A 20994-nucleotide genomic window follows, 5' to 3' on the forward strand; every position below is an offset into this window, starting at 1 on the left:
GCCGGCTGAACATCTGCTTCGCCACGATTTCCGGGCCATCAAGTTGCCCTCCTGTATCGGGCGTCGTTCAAGTGAGGCGGCGTTTGGCCGGCTATTTGCGCATCGGCTTCGGATACCTTGTCAGTGCCCCAGCGATCCGATCAGGCCAGCCTGCAAACTCTCCTGCAGGCCAAGACTGCGGAACAGGTTCTGGCTGTTCGCGGTGACATTGATCGTGGTCAAACTGCGGATGTCCTGATTGTCGAGACTGTTCTGGATCACCGTCGCGGCCGTCGCATGGTCGAACGTCGCCGGATCGACGGTGTTGTTCGCACCGTTCTGGATGATGTTGACCGTGCCCGTGGCGGCAGCCAGGGCGCTGGCCTGATCCGGCGTCATCCGACCAATGTCAGGAATGTTCACGCTGGTGCTGGAGACCAGATTGCCGTTGATGTAGACCGCGCGTTCGATGCCGAAGGACGCCAGCAGCCCGTTGCCCATATCGAAACCGCCACGAGTGGTATCCAGCTGACGATCGCTGACCGCCAACGGCCATGCGCCCATGACCCGCATGCCGTCAGCCGGTATGCGCGGCGATGCAGGCTGTGGCAAAGGTGATGGATCCTGCGCACTGACCATGCCAGCCCAAGCCATCGACAAGCCCGTCAGCACGCAAAGACATGGGAGCCTGGTACGAAAGGTGTTGCTCATGACGGCACTCACTCAGATATCCCCCGGCCCACGTTTGGGCAGCGTGATATTGCCCAAGCCGGTGCGGTCGATGGCGGAATTGATGGGTGCCATTGGCGCAGCGCGCCAGTCGTCGCTGCTGTTGAATCTTGCCAATGCACGCCGGTTGTGAATGACGAATACCAGCTGGTTTTTCCATGCCGCATCGAACTGCGCGCGTGGGATCGAACGCGTGCCGCGGGCGGGGTCGCCCACCAGGACACGACCATCACGCATCCCCTTGATCACCACGAAATGGTGGTAACCCCTTTCGTCGATCAACACGATCGCAGGAAGATTTTCCTGCCGCAGTTTTTCCAGCGGTACCTGGAACCCGTCGGCGTCGAAACCATTGGCCTGCAGGAAGCGCTTGATATCGAGCAGCGAGAAGCCTTCCCGGTTGATTTTCGAGCGGTCGCCGTTGGCATACATCTGCACAAACGCTTCCTGCTCGTCGACCGGATAGCCGTACTGATAGGTCAGCAAGGTCGCCACGGCGGCGGAGCCGCAGCTGAAATCGTATTTCTGGCGGATCGTGTTCCTGAAGCGAATCTCTTTCAGACTCGTCATGTGCAGGCTGTAACTGCCGCCCTGCACGCCCGGCAACACGACCGGTGCAGCTGCTGCCAGCTGCATCACGGGGAGCAGGCCGGCAACGAACGTCGCGACCAGCCAGAAAGAGCCATGCCACCGGGAAATCATGGCTGGAACTGCACGTTGACGATGGTGGCATTCTGGATCAGCACGGCGTTGCCGCTGTTCTGGATCACCATCGGCAAACCCATCGCTCCAGTGAACGAGCCGGAGCTGATCACATTGGCTCCGTTCACCACATGATCGACGTTGTTGTTGGCCACCGTGCCGTTCAACGTCATGGTTTCGGTGACATCGGTACCACCACTGAGTTTCGCCAGCGCTGCGGAATCGATGCTCGGCCCCCATCCCGCGACGCCATTTGGCGGCACAACTTCATGCCTGGACGATAATGACGATGTTGCCGCTACGTTGGGCAACGGTGCGACGGGCTCTCCGGCCAGCGCATTCCATGTCGTTGCCGTGAGCAACAACGGGATGAGCCAGGACATCGGTCTGACTATTCGCATGGTTCTATCTCCCTCGCCGGCGCGGGCAGCGATCTCTGCTTATGCCCGGCAGTCCGGTCGCAACCAACGGAAAACACGGTGGAGCGCCTGGCGCTCCACCGTGTCTGGCTCCACTTATGGACCAACGTTGAGATTGGCCTGGACGTTCACGCTCTGCTGGATCAGTGAGCCGACGCCACTGTTCTGCGCCATGACCGTAACGCCGGCGGCTGCCGCAGCTGCACCTGACATGTTGTTGGACATGTCGAACGTGCCCGCATTCACCGAGTTCGATCCACCGGCGCCACCGGAACCACCGGCTCCGGCGATACCTTCGCCACCCGTAGCGGAAGCACCGCTGCCGCCAGCTCCACCCATGCCACCGGTGCTGTCAGCTGCACCACTGCTGCCACCCGTCGAGGTCGCCGCGCCGCTGCTTGCGGTTGCCGAACCGCTGGTGCCTGCTCCGCCAGCCCACGCACCACCAGTTCCGCCGGTCGCCGTTGCCATGCTGGAGCCGCGTGAGCGGGCATGCGCGTTACCGTAGTTGTCGCCGCTGCTGTCGCCACCGGCTGCTGCACTGAGTGCGCCGACCTGGCCGCTATCGGCGCCTGATCCACCGGCATAGCCGCTGTGCGAATGGGCACTTCCACCGTCACCACCGGATCCGCCACGACCACCATTGGCATTGCCGCCGGATCCGCCACCACCGGATCCGCCACGACCACCATTGGCATTACCCCAATTGCTGGCGACATTGCCGATGTCGTGTGCACGGATGTCGGTCACGGTGCCATCGAGCCGGCTGATCGCGACAGCCCGGCTGCTGTTGAACGAAGACGCGATCGAGGATGTGGCCGTTCCGCCATTGTTGGCGGCCGAACTGCCCTGTCCGTTGGCATAGGCGTCGCCATTGTTGTTGCGTTGACTCGAATGCGTTGAGCTGTTCGAGTGCGTCGAGCTGTCACTGGTCTGCACTGCAATGGAGTGTCTCTGGGCAGAGGGTCCAGCTCCGCCAGTCTGCGTGTCATCTGCCAAGGCCGGAAGAGTAAGTCCCAAGCCAACACATATCGCTGTTAAAAGTAGAGTCTTTCGCATGTTTGTTCTCCTGGAACGATGCGGTGACCCCCCTGTTTGGTCTTTGCCGTAAGGCAAGCAGCTACAGCAATCTTCGCGCCAGCATCGAGAGTTTTTTTCGCTCGCTGTCTATCTGCTGAAAATTCAATGCATTGGAAAATCCGATAGACAGACATGCGCGACACAAGCCGCATGGCGAAGAGTGGAAACTGCGTCAGCTCCGCAACATGCCGACCTGTCGCAATCCGCACAACCGACGCGGTAGCGGAGGGATCCGGTGCAGATGCCGGCCCTGCCGCGCTTTGCTGCTACATGTAACAAAAATGATACAGCTGCGTGGTCGCGTGAACGGCTTGCATCATTCGTGAGGTTTCCCACCACTGATTCGGTCATTTTCCAGGCAAAAAGAAGGGAGCCTTGCGGCTCCCTTCTCCTGTCAATGCAGCCTTTCCTCAGCGCTTGTCGATCGGCACGTACGCCTGGTCTTCCGGCCCCATGTAGTTCGCGCTGGGGCGGATGATCTTGCCGTCCTCACGCTGCTCGATCACATGCGCGCTCCAACCGGAGGTGCGCGCGATCACGAACAGCGGCGTGAACATCGCAGTCGGCACGCCCATCATGTGGTACGCGCTGGCGGAGAACCAGTCGAGGTTCGGGAACATCTTCTTGACCTCGCCCATCACCTTCTCGATCCGCTCGGACACCTCGAACAAGGTCGGGTTGCCGCCATCGGTGCACAGCTTGCGCGAGATCTCCTTGATGATCTCGTTGCGCGGGTCGGACACTGTATACACCGGGTGGCCGAAGCCGATGATGATTTCCTTGCGCTCGACGCGGGCGCGGATATCGGCCTCCGCTTCATTGGCGCTGCGGTAGCGCGCGATGATTTCCATCGCCACCTCGTTCGCCCCGCCGTGCTTCGGACCACGCAACGCGCCGATCGCGCCAGTGAGCGCCGAGTACATGTCCGAGCCGGTGCCGGCGATCACGCGCGCGGCGAACGTCGAGGCATTGAACTCATGCTCGGCGTACAGCACCAGCGACTTGTCCAGCGCATGCGCATGCAGTTCGCTCGGCTTCTTGCCGTGCAGCAGGTGCAGGAAGTGCGCGGCGATCGACTCGTCGTCGGTCTGCGTCTCGATGCGCTTGCCGTTGTGGCTGAAGTGGTACCAGTACAGCAGCATCGAACCGAAGCTGGCCATCAGGCGATCGGCGATCTCGCGCGCACCGGTGACGTTGTGGTCGTCCTTTTCCGGCAACACGGTGCCAAGTACCGAGCAACCGGTGCGCATCACGTCCATCGGATGCGTCGCCGCCGGCAACAGCTCCAGCGCAGCCTTGACCGGCGCCGGCAGGCCGCGCAGGCGCTTCAGCCGCGCGCGATAGTTGTTGAGCTCGGTCCAGTTCGGCAGCACGCCGTGCACCAGCAGATAGGCCACTTCCTCGAAGCAACCCTTGGCGGCCAGGTCGTGGATGTCGTAGCCGCGGTAATGCAGGTCGTTGCCGCTGCGGCCGACCGTGCACAGCGCGGTGTTGCCTGCGGCCACACCGGACAGCGCGACGGATTTCTTGGCCTTGGGCAGCGTTTGCGTGGTTTCGCTCATGGATGGAACCTCAATCAATGAAGATGCGCCGGCACGCCGGCGCAGTCAGGGAAGGAACGCGTCAGTCAATCAGTCGGATTTGCCACCGGCAAACAATTCGTCGAGCTTGCGCTCGTAGGCGTGGTAGCCGAGGTAGTCGTACAACTCCTCGCGCGTCTGCATGGTCGGCACGGCTGCCTTCTGCGTGCCGTCGCGGCGCACCGTCTCGTAGAAATTCAGCGCCGCCTTGTTCATCGCCCGATACGCGCCGCAGCAGTACAGGATGATGTCGACGTTCGCGCTGGCCAGCTCCTCGCGGGTGAACAGCGGGGTCTGGCCGAACTCGGTGATGTTGGCGAGGATCGGCACCTTCACCGCCGCCTTGAACTGGCGATACTGCTCCAGCGTGTAGATCGCTTCCGGAAAGATCATGTCGGCGCCCGCCTCGACGCAGGCCTGCGCCCGTTCGATCGCCGACTCCAGACCTTCCACCGCGATCGAATCGGTACGCGCCATGATCACGAACTGCTCGTCGCTGCGCGCATCGACTGCAGCCTTGACCCGATCGACCATCTCGTCCTTCGACACAATCGCCTTGCCGGGACGATGACCACAGCGCTTGGCGGCAACCTGGTCCTCGATATGCATCGCGCCGGCACCTGCCTTGATCATCGAGCGCACGGTGCGGGCGATGTTGAACGCACCACCCCAGCCGGTATCCACGTCGACCAGCAACGGCAGATCACAGACTTCGGTGATGCGGCGGATGTCGGTGAGTACGTCTTCCATCGTGCTGATGCCCAGATCCGGCATGCCCAACGAGTTGGCGGCAACGCCGCCGCCGGACAGGTAGATCGCCTTGAAGCCGCTGCGCTGGGCCATGCGGGCAGCGTAGGCGGTGATCGCGCCGACGACCTGCAGCGGCTGTTCCTCGGCAACGGCAGCGCGGAAGCGCGCGCCGGGGGATGCTGGCTGTGTCATGTCACCTCCGTAAAACGGTCATTTTAGCGCAGTGCGACGTGCACGCCGCATACGACCATAGGGCGATCACCGAAGCAGCGCTCCACAGATACGAGCGCACGCACATTCTCGATGACAATACACATGCTCCGGAACAGCTCGATGCATACGACACCCGACTCGGGCAGCAGGCTTGATGCCATCGGACCTAATCCATTTTGATAGTCACTGACAATCGAATCAATGCCAACAATCAATTAGATTAATCGACTGAAACCCCATATCCTCACACTTCACTTTCAACCACCACGGGAAAACCCACGATGTCGCTGATCAACACCGAAATCAAACCGTTCAAGGCGCAGGCGCTCAAGAGCGGTCAGTTCATTGAAGTTTCCGATGCCGACCTGAAGGGCAAGTGGTCCGTCGTGTTTTTCTACCCGGCCGACTTCACCTTCGTCTGCCCGACCGAGCTTGAGGACCTGGCTGACAACTACGCCGAGTTCCAGAAGCTGGGCGTCGAGATCTACTCGGTTTCCACCGATACCCATTTCGCCCACAAGGCGTGGCACGACACCTCGGACGCGGTGAAGAAGATCAACTACACCATGGTTGGCGATCCGACCGGCACGATCAGCCGCAACTTCGGCGTGATGATCGAAGAAGCTGGTCTGGCCGATCGCGGCACCTTCGTGATCGATCCGTCCGGCAAGATCCAGATCGTCGAGATCACTGCCGGTGGCATCGGCCGTGACGCCAACGAGCTGCTGCGCAAGGTCAAGGCCGCGCAGTACGTCGCCGCCCATCCGGGCGAAGTCTGCCCGGCCAAGTGGAAGGAAGGCGAGAAGACCCTCGCGCCGTCGCTGGACCTGGTCGGCAAGATCTAAGCCGTACCGCGCACCATGCGCCACGGACCCGGAGTTCTTCCGGGTCCGAACTACCGAAACACAGCGCAACGTCGACGCCCGGCCCCGTCCGGGTGCTCGCCAGGCGCACCCTGAAGAAACCCATCGACGGAGCTACGCCCATGTTGGATGCCAATCTCACCACCCAGTTGAAGACCTATCTCGAAAAGGTCACGCAGCCGATCGAGATCGTTGCGTCCCTCGACGACAGTGCCAAATCTCTCGAACTGAACGAGCTGCTCGGCGAGATCGCCGCGCTGTCCGAACGGATCAGCCTGGTGCGCCGCGATGACAACGAGCGCAAGCCGTCCTTCGCGATCAACCGCGTTGGCAGCGATATTGGCGTGCGCTTCGCCGGCATTCCGATGGGTCATGAATTCACCTCGCTTGTGCTCGCCCTGCTGCAAGTCGGTGGACATCCATCCAAGACCGCCGCGGATGTGATCGAGCAAGTGAAAAATCTCGACGGGAGCTATCGCTTCGAAACCTATTTCTCGCTGTCCTGCCAGAACTGCCCGGACGTGGTGCAGGCGCTGAACCTGATGAGCATGCTGAATCCGAAGATCCAGCATGTCGCCATCGACGGCGCGCTGTACCAGGACGAGGTCGATGCACGCCAGATCATGTCGGTGCCGACTGTCTACCTCAACGGCGAAGTGTTCGACCAGGGCCGTATGAGCCTGGAGCAGATCCTGGCCAAGCTCGACACCAGCGCCGCCCAGCGCGAAGCCGAGAAACTCCAGACCAAGGATGGATTCGACGTGCTCGTTGTCGGCGGCGGTCCGGCCGGCTCGGCCGCGGCGATCTATGCCGCGCGCAAGGGCATCCGCACCGGCGTGGCGGCCGAGCGTTTCGGCGGCCAGGTGCTGGACACCATGGCGATCGAGAACTTCGTCTCCGTCTCGCATACCGAAGGCCCGAAGCTGGCCACCGCGCTGGAGCAGCACGTCAAGGATTACGACGTCGATGTCATGAATTTGCAGCGTGCCGAGAAGCTGCTGCCGGCGACGGAAGCCGGTGGCCTGATCGAAATACAGCTCGCCAACGGCGCCACGCTGAAGTCGAAGACCGTGATCCTGTCCACTGGCGCACGCTGGCGGCAGATGAACGTGCCCGGTGAAGACGAGTACCGCAACAAGGGCGTGGCCTACTGCCCGCATTGCGACGGCCCGCTGTTCAAGGGCAAGCGTGTAGCGGTGATCGGCGGCGGCAACTCCGGCGTCGAGGCGGCGATCGACCTGGCCGGCATCACCAGCCATGTCACCCTCGTCGAATTCGATAGCAAGCTGCGTGCGGACGAAGTCCTGCAGCGCAAGCTGCGGAGCTTGCCCAACGTCGACATCATCGTCAGCGCGCAGAGCACCGAAGTGCTGGGTGATGGCCAGAAGGTCAGCGGCCTTGTCTACAAGGATCGCGTCGATGGCGTCATGCACAGCGTCGAGCTGGAAGGCATCTTCGTGCAGATCGGCCTGCTGCCGAATACCGAATGGCTGAAGGGCACACTGGAACTGTCGCCCCGCGGCGAGATCGTCATCGACGAGCGTGGCCGGACCTCGCTGCCCGGCGTGTTCGCCGCCGGCGACGCCACCACGGTGCCGTACAAGCAGATCGTCATCGCGATGGGTGCCGGTTCCACCGCCGCGCTGAGCGCGTTCGACCATCTGATCCGCAGCCCGCTTCCGGTCGCGGAGACGGAAAAAGAAGCAGTCGCTGCTTGATCGTGTAAGCAGGAACAAACGGGACGGCAGAAGCCGTCCCGTTTGCGTTGATCGCCCTCAACTGCCCAGATCGGGTCCAAGCTCCAACGCACGACGGATATCGTCCAGTGCGCCCGGATCATCCAACGTGGACAGATCACCCGGATCGCGTTGCTCCGCCAGCGCCTGCAGCGATCGGCGCAGCAGCTTGCCGGAACGTGTCTTCGGCAAGGCATTCACCACGTAGACGCGTGACGGCTTCGCCACGCCACCGAGCTGCTCGACCACGCGCTGCTGCATTGCCAGCGCCATCGCACCCGCCCCGACTCCCGCATCCTGCTTGAGCGTGGCGAACACGATCGGCACCTGCCCTTTTAGTTCGTCACGCACGCCGACCACCGCCGCCTCGGCCACGGCCGGATGGCTGGCCACCGCCTCCTCGATCTCGCGTGTACCCAACCGATGGCCAGCCACGTTGATCACATCGTCAGTACGGCCAAGGATGAACGTATAGCCGTCCTCGTCGCGGATCGCCCAGTCCAGCGAGCTGTACAACAACTCCCTGAAGTGGCTGAAGTAGCTGTGCACGTAGCGGTCGTCGTCACGCCAGATCGTGCTGAGGCAACCCGGCGGCAACGGCGGTTGCAGCACCAGTACGCCCTTGGTACCGGCGGGTACTTCCTTGCCGGTGTTCTCGTCGATCACCTTCATCTTGTAGCCCGGCGCGGGCAACCCGGGCGAACCAAACTTTACGGCCTTCAACTCCAGCCCCGGCATCAGCGTGATCGCCGGCCAGCCGGTTTCGGTCTGCCAGTAGTTGTCGATCACCGGCACGCCGAGCGCATCGGTGATCCACTGTGCGGTCGGTTCGTCCAGTGGCTCGCCGGCGAGGAACAGCCACTTCAGGTTCGACAGGTCATATTTCTTCAGCCAGCTCTCGTCCTGCTTCTTCAGCACGCGGATCGCGGTGGGCGAGGAGAACATGGTGCGCACGCCGTAACGCTCGCACAGCTGCCACCAGATGCCCGGGTCCGGCCGCGTCGGCATGCCTTCGTACAGCAGCGAAGTGGCGCCGCCGATCAGCGGGCCATAGACGTTGTAGGAATGCCCCACCGCCCAACCGACGTCCGAAGTGGAGAACATCGCTTGCCCTGGCGCGATGTCGAACACCGTGCGGATCGACAACGCCATCGCCACCGCGTAGCCGCCCACGTCACGCTGCACGCCTTTCGGCTTGCCGGTGGTGCCGGAGGTGTACAGCAGGTAGCTCGGCTCGTTCGACTCCAGCCAGATCACCGGCACTTCGACGCCTTCGTGCGCCCGGCGCAGTTCGGCGTAGTCGAAGTCGCGTCCCGCCACACGGGTCATCTGCGGATCGAGTCCGCGGTCGACGATCAGTACCTGCGGCGGCGGTGCCGAGGCCTCGTTCAATGCCGCATCCACCAGTGGCTTGTACGGAATCACCTTGCCGCCGCGCATGCCGGCATCGGCGGCGATCAGCAGCTTCGGCTGCGCGTCGTCGATGCGCAGCGCCAGGTTGTGCGCGGCAAAGCCGCCGAACACCACCGAGTGGATCGCGCCGATCCGCGCGCAGGCCAGCATCGCGAACACGGCCTCGGCCATGTTCGGCAGATAGATCACCACCCGATCGCCCTTGCCCACCCCCAGCGACCGCAACACGGCGGCAAACGCATTCACCTCCCAGTACAGCTCCCGATAAGTGAACTCGCGGGTGACATCCGTTTCGCTGGAAATCGCCACCAGCGCCAGCTGTTCGGCACGATCGGCCAGATGCCTATCGACCGCGTTGTAGCAGAGGTTGGTAGTGCCGCCGACGAACCAGCGCCGGAACGGCAGATTCGACTGGTCGAGGATCTGCTGCGGTGGCGTATCCCAATGGATCAGCCGCGCCTGCTCGGCCCAGAACTGCTCCGGCTGCTCGATCGACTGCCGGTAGAAATCCTCGTATTGCATGCTCGCTCCGCCAAGCCTTGAGACGAACCAAGCCTAGACCGATTCACTGCTGCAAGGCACTCGACTTTCGCCGTATACCCCAACGAAAACGGGCCAGCAAAGGCCGGCCCGTTCGATCAAGCAAGATAGGTACTAATTATTTCTTCGCGAACAGGTGCTCGACGCCGGCACGCTCTTCGCGCAGTTCCTTGTCGGTGGCGTCCATGCGGCCGCGCGAGAAGTCGTTGATCGCCAGACCCTGCACGATCGTGTACTTGCCGTCCTTCACGGTCACCGGATAGCCATAGATCACACCCGGTGCGATGCCGTAGGAACCGTCGGACGGGATGCCCATCGAGACCCAGTCACCCTCGGCGGTGCCCTGTGCCCAGTAGCGCATGTGGTCGATCGCCGCCGACGCGGCGGATGCTGCCGACGAGGCGCCGCGCGCCTTGATGATCGCCGCGCCGCGCTGCTGTACGGTTGGGATGAAATCGCTCTCGTACCAGGCCTGGTCGATCAGCGACATCGCAGCCTTGCCGTTGACAGTGGCGTGGTGGATGTCCGGATACTGGGTCGAGCTGTGGTTGCCCCAGATCGTCATCTTCTTGATGTCGGTGGTGTGCGCACCGGTCTTTTCGGCCAGCTGCGACAACGCGCGGTTGTGGTCGAGACGGACCATCGCGGTGAAGCAGTTCGGATCCAGATCCGGCGCATTCTGCTGCGCGATCAGCGCATTCGTATTGGCCGGGTTGCCGACCACCAGCACCTTGACGTCGCGCTTGGCGTGATCGTTCAGTGCCTTGCCCTGCGGGCCGAAGATGGCGCCGTTCGCTTCCAGCAGATCCTTGCGCTCCATGCCCGGACCGCGCGGACGCGCGCCGACCAGCAACGCATAGTCGACGTCCTTGAACGCCACGTTGAGGTCGTCGGTGGCGACCACGCCGGCCAGCGTCGGGAACGCGCAATCGTTGAGTTCCATCACCACACCCTGCAGCGACGGCAGTGCCGGGGTGATTTCCAGCAGGTGCAGGATCACCGGCTGATCCGGACCCAGCATGTCGCCGGCAGCGATGCGGAACAGCAGCGCATAACCGATCTGGCCGGCAGCGCCGGTAACGGCAACTCGAACGGGGGCTTTCATCGTGGCAACTCCATAAGAAATGAGGCGAGGTGGAATAAGACGAGGCCCGCACCCTGCGACGCGGGCCAGAACTAAACGGTCAGCTCAACTCGGCGAAGAACTCGGCGATGCGCGCAAGTCCCGGTGCCAGCTGTGCCGTCGGGCAGGTGTAGGAAATGCGCAGCGCACGCGGCTCGCCGAACGCCGAACCCGGCACGCAAGCGACGCCCTTGGCTTCCAGCAACGCGGCGCAGAACTCCACATCACTGTTGATCTTCACGCCATTGTGGCTCTTGCCGAACGCCACCGAAATATCCGGGAACGCGTAGAACGCGCCCTGCGGTCGCGGACAGATCACGCCTGGAATCGCGCTCAGCGCGGCAAATACGGTGTCGCGCTTGCCGGCAAATTCCTTGCACTTGGCCTGCGGGATGTCCTGCGGGCCACTGAGTGCTGCCACCGCCGCTGCCGTGATCACTTCCGGCAGGCTGGTGATGTGGTTGGAGTTGAGCGTGGTGATCGCCTTGGCCACCACTTCCGGCCCGGCGATCAGGCCGACACGCCAGCCCGGCATGCCGTAGGTCTTGGAGACGGAGTCGACGAAGATCACCCGTTCGCGCAACTCGGGTCTCGCGAACACGAAGTTGTGATAGCCGAGGCCGTCGAACACCATCGAGTTGTAGATGTCGTCGGTGATCACCCAGGTATCCGGATGCTTCACCAGCACCTCGGCCAGCGCGGCGATTTCCTCGCCGGTGTAGACCATGCCGGTCGGATTGGACGGGTTGTTGAACAGGAATACCTTCGGCTTGCGCGCCAGCGCAGTGTCGAGCTGCGACGGGGTGAGCTTGTAGTTCTGCTCCGCACCGCAATGCATCACGTTGGTCTTGGCGCCGACGATATCGGCGATGTCGTGATACGTGGTCCAGTACGGCGCCGCGAAGCAGATCTCGTCGCCTTCGTCGAGCAGTGCCTCGGCCAGGTTGTACAGCACGTGCTTGGCACCGATGCCGATCGACAGGTTCATCCGCGTGTAGCCACTGAAACCCAGCGCCTCGATGTGCTTCAGGAACGCATCCAGCAACGCCTCGGCACCGCGGTTGCTGCCGTACTGGCCGGAGTCGTGCGACAGAGATTCGCGCGCGGCGGCATACACATGTTCGCCGGGCAGAAAATTCGGTACGCCGATCGAGAAGCTGATGATGTCGCGGCCGGCAGCCTTGAGCTGCTTGGCTTTTTCGGCGATCACCATGATCGCGCTGGGTTTGGCGCGGCCGACGCGCTGGGCAAGCTGTGGCATGAGTTCCTCGACGTCAGGGGATGAGGTCAGCAAACCCGCGAATTTTAGCATGCGCCGCCCCACGCATCGGTTCGGTTCGCAAAAGCTTGCGTTGCCGGCCAGCTATGGCGTTTCTTGTCCGGCTCGTTGCATGATGCCGACGCCACTGCGTTGCCTGCATACGATCGCCGGTGGAGGGGCTACTCAACTCGTTCGCAATCCAAGGAGGTAGGCACCGATGTTTCATCTGATCTGGTCCATCATCGTTGGTTTCTTTGTCGGTCTGATCGCCAGGGCCATCATCCCCGGCGCCGATCACATGGGGTTCTGGATGACTGCTGGTGTTGGCATCGTCGGTTCGCTGATCGGCGGCCTGATCGGCAACCTCATCAGCCGACCACCACCGGGCTCCAAGTTCCATCCTGCAGGCTTCTTCATGTCCATTCTCGGCGCTGTCGTTTTGATGCTGCTCCTGCGTTACGTGTTCCATATGTAAGGCATTACTTGCGCAAACATGCACCACAAAAAAAGCGGCAGGGATGACTCCCTGCCGCTTTTTTGTCTGTTGCTGAAACTGATCTCAGGCCGTCTTGCCGAACAGCTTGCCGGCCAGCCCTTCCAGTGCGCCCAGATCGAAACCACTACCCTGACCGGCAGCTGGAGCCTGACCGTCAGGCGTCAGATGATCGACCGCATGCGGCAGCACCTGAGAAAGCCCGTTGAGCACCACACTGGGATCGACGCCAAGCTTGCTGGCGGCCTCCTGCACCACCGAACCCATGCCACCGCTCTGCAGTGCCTGGCCAAGCTGATCACCCGACACCGGCTGGTTCGCACCCGTACCGACCCATGACTGCACCGCGCCGCCGAGTCCATGTTGCTGCAGCATGCCGATCAGGCCCTGCACGCCACCGGCTTGCTGCAGCAGCTGGCCAGCTACCGAAATCATCGAGCCGGTACCGCCGGCCTGCTGCTGTCCCTGACCGCCAAGCAAATCGTTGAGGAATGACATGTTCGCTCTCCTTGATGAATGAACAAGCGTGAAGCCTGCCGATCATAGGCCCACGAAACCGGCGCTGTCATGACATTTGCGCACAAAAAAAACCGCCGACAGAAATCGGCGGTTTTTTTGTGAATCCGGGCCGGAAACTCAGCCGCGCTGGTCGAGCACCGCATTCCATTCTTTCACGCGATCGGACTGCGCAGCCAGCAGCGCGTCGACGTCGCCGTCTACGGCGACCTTCTCGATCACGTCGCCCTGCTGGATCGCGTTCACCACGGCCATGTCAGCCGCGTCGACCACTTCGCCGAACACGCTGTGCTTGCCGTCCAGCCACGGCGTGGCGCCATGGGTGATGAAGAACTGGCTGCCATTGGTGCGCGGACCGGCGTTCGCCATCGACAGCACGCCCGGCTTGTCGTGACGCAGCGACGCATTGAACTCGTCCTCGAACTTGTAGCCCGGGCCGCCGCGACCACTGCCCTCGGGGCAACCGCCCTGGATCATGAAGTCGGCGATCACGCGATGGAACGACAGACCATCGTAATAACCACGCTTGGCCAGGTTGACGAAATTGGCCACGGTGACCGGGGCCTTGTCTTCATGCAGACGCAGGTGGATCGGGCCGCGGTTGGTGGTGAAGGTGACATTGATGGTCATCGAGAATCCTTGAGTTCGAAAGCTGCGTCGCGCCACGGCTCGGGCGCGAGGGCTGCCAAGAATACTCCAGTGACGCCGACGTGACAGCGCCATCTTGGTGAACAGACTCTACGGCAGCCCAAGCATGTCGCGCTCCAGCGCACCCACGCCACGCGGCCGGGTCACCGGCGTCGGCACATCGGCCGGCCATGCCGCACCTTCGTACAGATGCGCCCACAGCCGATCCAGCGCCGCATAGCCATACGGCACCAGCGGCACGTGCAGGTCGCCAAAACCGGGCAACGCCAGGAATGCATCGAAGTGCTGCGCGTGCGGCACCTTCCAGTAGATCGGTGCGCGCCCTTCCTCGCGCAGCCACGCCACATACGGCTCGGAGCTGAACGCGGTCGGCAACAGTCCGTCGCTGGCGCCATGCACCACCCACAGCGGCAGGTCGCTGCGCGGCAACTTGGCCGCGGTGGCCGCAATGGAAGCGTGCAAGGCCTGCGACTCGTGATCGTCGCCGGTCCATAGCGCGCGCAGGCATTCGCTGCCGATCAGGGTCGGATCGGTCGAGACGCTGGTGCCACCGAGCAGGCCGATGCCGTTGCCGGGCGGAATGCCTGAACCATCGGCCCACCAGGACGCCCTGATAGCCGGATCAATCACGCCTGGCAAGCCCTTGGCGTCGATCGCCGCGTAATGGAAACCGCATGACATGTCGGTGGCGCCACGGCGCAGATACGACGAGGCATAACCCGCAGCGATCACCCGCCACAGGTCGAACGCCGTCGAACTGGCGGCTGTGCTCATCGCCTCGTCGGTCCAGCCACGGGTATGCAGGTACTGATACGCCTGCTCCGCCTGCTCGGCCACGGTGCCGCCGCTCAGCTTGCCCTGCGCGCGCAGGCTGGCGCAGCGCGGTGGCCATGCCGGCGGCAACACACCGTGCGGGCCACGCGCGAACGGTGTCGCCGCAAAGCGCTCACTGCTCAGCGCGCATGGCAACCAGATCGCTGCCTCGGTCGCGTAGTCGTACATCGCGCGACCGCGTTCGAACACGTGCACGTTCGGTTCCAGCGCCACCACGCCAGCAAAGAAATGCTCTTTGTCGAGGCCGGCCGCCTGTAGCACCGCGCCGCCGCCGTTGGACAAACCGGTGGCGATGATCTTCGTGTTCTGCGCTGTGAACGGCGCCTCGTCGGGAAATGCGCGATCGAGCATCGCCAGCCCGAACTGTGCCGCCTGGATCACATGGTGGCCCCAGTCAGCCTCCGGGTTGTCGCCGGAGTGCATGTGCTTGATCGCGATACCTGCGCTCGCCGGTGCCAGCGCTGGCTGGAATTCGAGTTCTGCCTCGCCGCGTTTCGCACGGCGGCCGTCCAGCGCCACACCGCTGTTGTCACCGTAATCGAAATAGCCCGCACCGGTGCCCTTGTCCGTATACGCCACCGCACAACCGTGCGGCAGACCCCAGGCACCGGCCAACGAAATTGCGCCGTAGATGCCGCGCGAGCCGGACGAGGCTGTGACAACCAGGCAGCGCTTCTGCATGTCGAAGTTATCCGGCAACTGCAGCAGCACGCGATGCGGCGCGCGTGCACCGGGGATGCGTGCAAACGCCTGGTACTCGCGGCCCGGCACATCCGGCACGCCGCCATACACCGTGCCGTAGCCACCCAGCGGACCGAGATCGGCGATGCCCTTCCAACTGGTCTGGATCGCCCGTCGACGCAGTTCGTCCGCCGTGGGATCGAGCGGATCGGCGAACGGCAGTGGCGCGCCGGCCAGACCCGCCAGCCCCAGACCCGCACTCAGCAGATCATCGTGACCGCGATGTTCGGTCACACGCACTTCGCCGTAATCGACCTCACGCATGACAGGTTCCTTCGTCACCGGGCTGCTGGCACAAGCCGACAGCATGACTGATACCAGCACAGGCAAACACAGCAGCGTCGACAAGCGGGCGGATTTCTTCATTCCGCCACCATAACAAGCACACCGCCGCTCGCCATCGTACGAAAGTCCATGCCGCGTCGCGCGCCGAACTCGACGTGACCGCCGCTGCCCGCTAACTTCAACAACATGACGACCCTGCTGATCGCCGACGACCATCCGCTGTTCCGCGCTGCACTGCGCCTCGCCGCCAGCGAGAGTCTGCCCGATTGCATGGTACGCGAGGCTTCGGACCTACCTGGCGCGCTCGCCGTGCTGGCCGCCGAACCGGACATCGACTTGGTCCTGCTCGACCTGCACATGCCCGGCAGCCAGGGTTTGTCCGGATTGGCCGCGCTGCGCGGCCAGCATCCCGGCGTCGCCGTGCTGGTGGTCTCCGCCCACGACGAACCACGCATCGTGCGCCGAGTACTCGATCACGGCGCCTCCGGCTTCATACCCAAGAGCGCCAGCACCACCGAGATCGGCGAAGCGATCCGCAGCGTGCTCGATTGCGGCAGCTGGCTGCCACCCGGCCTCGCCGACGCCGTTGCGGCCTTGCCTGCCGATCCCGCCGACACCGATCTCGCCAGTCGCCTTGCTCGCCTTACCGAACAGCAGTCCCGCGTACTCGCCCTGCTCGCCGAAGGCCTGCTCAACAAGCAGATCGCCGATCGGCTGGCAATCCAGGAGCGCACGGTGAAGGCGCATGTGACGGCGATCTTCGAGAAGCTCAGGGTGAGGAATAGGACACAGGCAGGGATGCTGTTGCGGTCGCTGGATTTGGGGGAGCCAGCGCGGGTTGGTTGAACGGGTCAGACGTCACGAGGACGGATGTTTAGAGGGCAGCTTCCGCGACTGGTCCGTCATATTCACGCAAACGGGGGGCCGCAACCTTCCTCAAGTAGCTGTGCGACTGGAAGGCTGTGCGGCTGTTGCGGGATAGGGTCTGTTCCAAACGTCGTCTGCAGCTCGAACGCGAGCTCGTCCCTGTAGCTAAATCCGTACTTCGCAAGAGGTGCATTGGGAGCTATCACTGTTTCCAGACACGCAGCCAAGTCCGAGAACATGTCGCCCCTGATCAGAGTCAACATGATTTCGCCTTTCGTCCACCCCCCATTCACTCGCCGAGTTAACTGAGGTGTGCCGCCATGTGTGTACTTGTGAAGCCACTTGGCTGTTCCCCCTGTCTTCAGACCGTCAGACATCTTCTGAATATCTGGGAAGGTGGGAATGAGTGATTTGAGCATATCCCCAAGTTTCGGGATGTCTACCTTAGGGTTATCCACTGACGTCGTCGGCAGTGCTTGAATTTCGCTGCAGGTGGCGACGTAGACGAACCAGTAACCTATCGTGGACGCTTCGAGCACTGGACGTAACAGCGCTCCGCCAGTTCCGTATTCTCCGGCCTCTACCACGCGAACAAGGGCAGAGTGGTGTTCAAGCGCAAGGTCTATCGCACACCTTGCAAAGTTTGCGCGCAAAGAGGGAGCGTCACCCGCTGGCATCAGGGATCTCATTCGGTCGTTGTGTCTTCGCGACAACTGGCAACGCTCTAAGATCATTCGCAGGGACTCTGCATCCATTGACCTTCCCCTTTAGCGCATGGCGACAAATCACCGAATAGCTGTAAGCCGGACCCGCTGTTCCTGCAAAAAAAACGGACTTCGCAAAGTTCCAACCTAATTGCAGATGTAATGAGAAATTTGGCACATATGGTTTAGATAACTCGAATCACGTACTTATCGCTCCCGCCGCCACCCGCTGCAAAACCTGCCTCAACGCCAAAGGCTTTAACGGCTTGTACAACACCCCCACGCCTGCATCGAGCAATCGCTGACGCAGTTCACCATCGCGATCCGCCGTGAGCATCACGGTCGGCACATCAGCATGCAATTCGCGTAACTGATGCCACACATCGAAACCGGTGTGACCGCCGTCTAGGTGGAAATCGAGGATATGCAGATCCGGCCGCCACGGTGCCGCCAGCGCCTGCTCGGCATTGCGCGCGGCATGCACGTGCCAGCCCCAGCTGGTCAGCAGGCTGCTGAGCGCAGCGAGTGCGGCCGGCTCGTTGTCCAGCACCAGCGCACGGCCGGCTGGCAATGACTGCTGCGCATCGGCGATCGGTGGCAGTCGTATCGCAGCTCGCGCAATCGGCATGCTCAGATCGAACACGCTGCCGCGACCTGGCCACGAGCGCAGCCTCAGCGGATGGCCGAGCAAGCCGGCCATGCGCTGCGCGATCGACAGGCCCAGCCCGAGCCCCTGCCCGCCCGCCGCACTGCCTCGACGAAATTCCTGGAAAATCAGTTGCTGCTCACCTAGCGCGATGCCCGGCCCGGTATCCCACACCTCCACGCGCAACTGCTCGCCGCGCCGACGCACGCCGAGTAACACACGTCCGTGTTCCGCATAACGCAACGCATTCGACAGAAAGTTCTGCAGCACACGGCGCAGCAGCTGCGGATCGGAACGTACCCACGCACGCGTGCCGACCACGTCGAACTGCACGCCGCGCTCGAGCGCGATGGCACGGAATTCGGCGGCGAGCGGATCGAGTACCTCAGCCAGCGGGAACGCGCGTGGTTGCGGATGCAGGCGACCGCCTTCGAGCCGGGCCACATCGAGCAGGCCGGTGAGCAAGCCTTCGGTGGCGGCAAGTGCGCCGTTGAGATGTTGCGCGGTGGTGGCGTCGTTGCCGTGCTCGGTCAGCGAATGGGCGAACAGCTGCGCCGCGTGCAGCGGCTGCATCAAGTCGTGGGTGACTGCGGTGAGAAAGCGGCTCTTCGCGTCGTTCGCGGCCTGCGCTTCGGCGGATGCTGCAGCCAGTGCGCGGGTGCGTTCTTCCACCCGCAGTTCCAGCGTTTCGTTGACGCGTTTGAGCGAGCGCTCGGCCTGGCGGAAGGCGGTGACGTCGGTGAAGGTGGCGACGAAGCCGCCGCCGGGCATCGGGTTGCCGCGGATCTCGACGATGGTGCCGTCGGGGAAGCGTCGCTCGGACAGGTGCCGGGTGCCGGCGCGCATGTGGGTAAGTCGCTGCTGCACGCGTTGTTCGACTTCGCCGGGGCCGAGCATGCCGGCGTCGATGTTGTAGCGGGTCAGCTCGGCGACCGGACGGCCGACCTGCAGCAGTTCGGGCGGATAGTTGAACAGGCGCGCGTACGGACTGTTCCAGGCGACCAGTTGCAGTTCGGCATCGACCACGCAGATGCCCTGGCTCATGTTCTCCAACGCCGCTTCCAGCACGCGCTGGTTGAAGCGCAGGTCCTGCGCCGCCTCGCCGACGATCGCGACGACGGTGTCCAGATCATCGCGGCCTTGCCGATGCACCACTTCCAGTAGCAGGCGCGCCGAGGCGGCGCCGATCACTGCGGCCAGTTCGTGTTCGACCTGACTGACTCGCGCACTGCCGGCGGGGCCGGCCGCGGGTGCATGGGCAAACAAATGCTCGACCCGCTCGGACGGCAGGAAGCGCGCCGCCAGCGCGCGCAGTTCGACCACACCGACATCGCCCACGCTAACTGCACGCGCAATGCGGCCGTAACGCGAACTGGCCACCGCCAGCATCACGGCGATGTTCACCAGCAGGCTCACCACCACGGCGCGGCCGAGCCGGTTCCAGTTGGACAGCCCGAGCAGATCATCCGGTGCCAGCCAGTGCAGCCCCAGCGGGCCGCTGTGCAGCCATGTCGGTGCGGATGGCAGCAAGGCCGGCAGCACCGCATACATCCACACCAGCGTGCCGACTGCCAGCCCGGCCATCACCGCGCGCGAACCCAGTTGCGGGCGATATACCGCGGCCAGCAGCGCCGGTGTCAGCCCGGCCAGCGCGGAGAACGAGATTGCGCCGATATCGGCCAGTGCCTCGTTGCGTGTCAGCACGCGGCTGTACGCCCACGCCAGCAGGATCACGACAAGAATCGCCACGCGCCGATGATTCAGCAACTCGCCACGCAGGTCGCCGTGTTCGTCGCGGCCCCAGCCAGCCTTCACCCGCAGCGGTGCGATGAAGTGATTGACCACCATCAGGCTCAACGCCAGCGTGGCGATCACCACCATGCTGGTGGCGGCACTGAGGCCACCGAGGAACGCGATCAGCGCCAGGCCGTGTTCGCCGCGCGCCAGCGGCAGCGCCAGCACGTACATGTCCGACGACACACCGCTCGGCCCCAGCAGCGCATCGCCCAGCCGCGCCAGCGGCAGGATCGGCAGCGAGATCAGCAGCATGTACAACGGAAACAGCCAGCGCGCGGTACGCAGATGACCGTCGTCGCGGCACTCCACCACACCTGCGTAGAACTGGTGCGGCAAAGTGAACATGGCCAGCGCACCGAGCAGGATCAGCGCCGGGAAGCCACCGCTATCGGGTGGCGACGGCACGGTAACCGGCAAATCCGCAGGCAAGGCCGTAAACAACAGCGTGCCCAGCGCCAGCATTGCACCGAGCTTGAACAGCGACTCGAACGCCATCGCCACCACCAGCCCGCGGTTGTGCGCCATGGTCGACGCGCGGCGCGTACCGAACAGCATCGCGAACAGCGCCATCAGCAACGCCACATACAGCGCGCTGTCCTGCCATGGATTGGATTCGGACAGCTGGCCGTGACTGAGGATGCCGTAACTCATCGCCACTGCCTTCAACTGCAGCGCGATGTACGGCACGATGCCGACCAGCACCACCGCAGTGACCAGCGCGGCCAGCCCTGAATGCCGCCCCAGCCGCACCGCGATCAGATCAGCCAGCGAACCGGCGTTGTACTCGCGCACCAGTTGCACCAGCCGGCCAAGGAATTTCAGCGCGAACACGTACATCAGGATCGCCCCGACGAACGTCGGCGGCAGCCACCAGCCGGAGCGGCTGGCCTGGGTCACGGTGCCGTAGAACGTCCACGAGGTGCAGTGGATCGCTAGCGACAACGCGTAGACGATCGCCCAACGTTTCTCGAACAGCTGCGGGCGGCGCTCGCCGAGCAAGGCCACGCCAAACAGCAGACCGAGCCAGCACAGCGCAGCGAAGGCGATGAGGCTGGTGTTCAGCATGGCTTTCTTA

General features: G+C 63.2%; 18 protein-coding genes. 4 read left to right on the plus strand and 14 right to left on the minus strand.

Annotated features, from left to right (window positions below):
* Positions 1-120 precede the first annotated feature (120 nt).
* The 6 genes from IE071_RS06510 to prpB form a co-directional block, all read right to left on the minus strand.
* A complete protein-coding gene (locus tag IE071_RS06510; RefSeq protein ID WP_189440271.1) occupies positions 121-591 on the minus strand; it encodes a hypothetical protein in 471 nt (156 codons plus the stop codon).
* A gap of 111 nt (positions 592-702) precedes the next feature.
* The gene (locus IE071_RS06515; RefSeq protein ID WP_229792780.1) at positions 703-1410 is read right to left on the minus strand and encodes a C39 family peptidase; all 708 of its coding nucleotides are present in this window, start codon (positions 1408-1410) and stop codon (positions 703-705) included.
* Positions 1407-1793 carry a hypothetical protein gene (locus IE071_RS06520; RefSeq protein WP_229792781.1) on the minus strand — a complete coding sequence of 129 codons (387 nt, stop codon included), beginning with the start codon at positions 1791-1793 and terminating at the stop codon, positions 1407-1409. Before IE071_RS06520 ends, IE071_RS06515 begins: the two co-directional genes overlap by 4 nt.
* Before the next feature lie 132 nt (positions 1794-1925).
* Positions 1926-2768 carry a hypothetical protein gene (locus IE071_RS06525; RefSeq protein WP_229792782.1) on the minus strand — a complete coding sequence of 281 codons (843 nt, stop codon included), beginning with the start codon at positions 2766-2768 and terminating at the stop codon, positions 1926-1928.
* Positions 2769-3319: 551 nt separating this feature from the next.
* Positions 3320-4471, minus strand: coding sequence for a bifunctional 2-methylcitrate synthase/citrate synthase (prpC, locus tag IE071_RS06530; protein ID WP_189440273.1), 1152 nt, complete (start codon positions 4469-4471; stop codon positions 3320-3322).
* 69 nt (positions 4472-4540) lie between these two features.
* Entirely contained in the window at positions 4541-5431 is an 891-nt protein-coding gene (prpB, locus tag IE071_RS06535) for a methylisocitrate lyase (RefSeq protein WP_189440274.1), read from the minus strand.
* Positions 5432-5733: 302 nt separating this feature from the next.
* Between prpB and ahpC the strand changes: the two genes are divergently transcribed.
* A complete protein-coding gene (ahpC, locus tag IE071_RS06540) occupies positions 5734-6297 on the plus strand; it encodes an alkyl hydroperoxide reductase subunit C (protein ID WP_189440275.1) in 564 nt (187 codons plus the stop codon).
* Between the two features lie 140 nt (positions 6298-6437).
* On the plus strand, positions 6438-8033 hold the full coding sequence (gene ahpF / locus IE071_RS06545; RefSeq protein WP_189440276.1) for an alkyl hydroperoxide reductase subunit F: 1596 nt from the start codon (positions 6438-6440) through the stop codon (positions 8031-8033).
* Between the two features lie 57 nt (positions 8034-8090).
* On the opposite strand, the gene prpE is transcribed toward ahpF, so the two are convergent.
* The 3 genes from prpE to IE071_RS06560 form a co-directional block, all read right to left on the minus strand.
* Positions 8091-9986 (minus strand): propionate--CoA ligase, encoded by a 1896-nt coding sequence (prpE, locus tag IE071_RS06550; protein ID WP_189440277.1) that lies wholly within the window; start codon positions 9984-9986, stop codon positions 8091-8093.
* 136 nt (positions 9987-10122) lie between these two features.
* The gene (locus IE071_RS06555) at positions 10123-11109 is read right to left on the minus strand and encodes a malate dehydrogenase (RefSeq protein WP_189440278.1); all 987 of its coding nucleotides are present in this window, start codon (positions 11107-11109) and stop codon (positions 10123-10125) included.
* A gap of 79 nt (positions 11110-11188) precedes the next feature.
* A complete protein-coding gene (locus tag IE071_RS06560) occupies positions 11189-12388 on the minus strand; it encodes an aminotransferase class I/II-fold pyridoxal phosphate-dependent enzyme (protein WP_189440279.1) in 1200 nt (399 codons plus the stop codon).
* Between the two features lie 217 nt (positions 12389-12605).
* Between IE071_RS06560 and IE071_RS06565 the strand changes: the two genes are divergently transcribed.
* Entirely contained in the window at positions 12606-12863 is a 258-nt protein-coding gene (locus IE071_RS06565; RefSeq protein ID WP_189440280.1) for a GlsB/YeaQ/YmgE family stress response membrane protein, read from the plus strand.
* Between the two features lie 84 nt (positions 12864-12947).
* On the opposite strand, the gene IE071_RS06570 is transcribed toward IE071_RS06565, so the two are convergent.
* The 3 genes from IE071_RS06570 to IE071_RS06580 all read right to left on the minus strand — a co-directional run bounded on the left by IE071_RS06570 (position 12948) and on the right by IE071_RS06580 (position 15884).
* On the minus strand, positions 12948-13379 hold the full coding sequence (locus IE071_RS06570) for a YidB family protein (protein WP_189440281.1): 432 nt from the start codon (positions 13377-13379) through the stop codon (positions 12948-12950).
* Between the two features lie 138 nt (positions 13380-13517).
* A complete protein-coding gene (locus tag IE071_RS06575) occupies positions 13518-14027 on the minus strand; it encodes a peptidylprolyl isomerase (protein ID WP_189440282.1) in 510 nt (169 codons plus the stop codon).
* A 108-nt stretch (positions 14028-14135) separates the two neighbouring features.
* Entirely contained in the window at positions 14136-15884 is a 1749-nt protein-coding gene (locus tag IE071_RS06580) for a 3-hydroxybutyrate oligomer hydrolase family protein (protein ID WP_189440283.1), read from the minus strand.
* Positions 15885-16091: 207 nt separating this feature from the next.
* Here IE071_RS06580 and IE071_RS06585 point away from each other — a divergent pair, with 207 nt between their 5' ends.
* Complete coding sequence (locus IE071_RS06585; protein WP_189440284.1) at positions 16092-16751, plus strand: response regulator transcription factor; 660 nt, start codon at positions 16092-16094, stop codon at positions 16749-16751.
* A gap of 62 nt (positions 16752-16813) precedes the next feature.
* Here IE071_RS06585 and IE071_RS15840 read toward each other — a convergent pair whose 3' ends face one another.
* Positions 16814-17461 (minus strand): DUF6988 family protein, encoded by a 648-nt coding sequence (locus IE071_RS15840; protein WP_229792783.1) that lies wholly within the window; start codon positions 17459-17461, stop codon positions 16814-16816.
* A gap of 214 nt (positions 17462-17675) precedes the next feature.
* Complete coding sequence (locus IE071_RS06590) at positions 17676-20984, minus strand: hybrid sensor histidine kinase/response regulator (RefSeq protein ID WP_189440285.1); 3309 nt, start codon at positions 20982-20984, stop codon at positions 17676-17678.
* Between the last annotated feature and the right edge of the window lie 10 nt (positions 20985-20994).

Source organism: Rhodanobacter panaciterrae, assembly GCF_014651895.1.
Taxonomy (GTDB): domain Bacteria; phylum Pseudomonadota; class Gammaproteobacteria; order Xanthomonadales; family Rhodanobacteraceae; genus Rhodanobacter; species Rhodanobacter panaciterrae.

What these genes read in the sequence shown, in the direction of transcription:
- IE071_RS06560 (WP_189440279.1), bottom strand. Translation starts at nt 12,388, where the DNA reads ATGCCACAGCTTGCCCAGCGCGTCGGCCGCGCCAAACCCAGCGCGATC.
- prpE (WP_189440277.1), bottom strand. Translation starts at nt 9,986, where the DNA reads ATGCAATACGAGGATTTCTACCGGCAGTCGATCGAGCAGCCGGAGCAG.
- IE071_RS06515 (WP_229792780.1), bottom strand. Translation starts at nt 1,410, where the DNA reads ATGATTTCCCGGTGGCATGGCTCTTTCTGGCTGGTCGCGACGTTCGTT.
- IE071_RS06565 (WP_189440280.1), top strand. Translation starts at nt 12,606, where the DNA reads ATGTTTCATCTGATCTGGTCCATCATCGTTGGTTTCTTTGTCGGTCTG.
- IE071_RS06555 (WP_189440278.1), bottom strand. Translation starts at nt 11,109, where the DNA reads ATGAAAGCCCCCGTTCGAGTTGCCGTTACCGGCGCTGCCGGCCAGATC.
- ahpF (WP_189440276.1), top strand. Translation starts at nt 6,438, where the DNA reads ATGTTGGATGCCAATCTCACCACCCAGTTGAAGACCTATCTCGAAAAG.
- IE071_RS06575 (WP_189440282.1), bottom strand. Translation starts at nt 14,027, where the DNA reads ATGACCATCAATGTCACCTTCACCACCAACCGCGGCCCGATCCACCTG.
- ahpC (WP_189440275.1), top strand. Translation starts at nt 5,734, where the DNA reads ATGTCGCTGATCAACACCGAAATCAAACCGTTCAAGGCGCAGGCGCTC.
- IE071_RS06580 (WP_189440283.1), bottom strand. Translation starts at nt 15,884, where the DNA reads ATGCGTGAGGTCGATTACGGCGAAGTGCGTGTGACCGAACATCGCGGT.
- IE071_RS06520 (WP_229792781.1), bottom strand. Translation starts at nt 1,793, where the DNA reads ATGTCCTGGCTCATCCCGTTGTTGCTCACGGCAACGACATGGAATGCG.
- IE071_RS06570 (WP_189440281.1), bottom strand. Translation starts at nt 13,379, where the DNA reads ATGTCATTCCTCAACGATTTGCTTGGCGGTCAGGGACAGCAGCAGGCC.
- IE071_RS06590 (WP_189440285.1), bottom strand. Translation starts at nt 20,984, where the DNA reads ATGCTGAACACCAGCCTCATCGCCTTCGCTGCGCTGTGCTGGCTCGGT.
- prpB (WP_189440274.1), bottom strand. Translation starts at nt 5,431, where the DNA reads ATGACACAGCCAGCATCCCCCGGCGCGCGCTTCCGCGCTGCCGTTGCC.
- IE071_RS15840 (WP_229792783.1), bottom strand. Translation starts at nt 17,461, where the DNA reads ATGAGATCCCTGATGCCAGCGGGTGACGCTCCCTCTTTGCGCGCAAAC.
- prpC (WP_189440273.1), bottom strand. Translation starts at nt 4,471, where the DNA reads ATGAGCGAAACCACGCAAACGCTGCCCAAGGCCAAGAAATCCGTCGCG.
- IE071_RS06585 (WP_189440284.1), top strand. Translation starts at nt 16,092, where the DNA reads ATGACGACCCTGCTGATCGCCGACGACCATCCGCTGTTCCGCGCTGCA.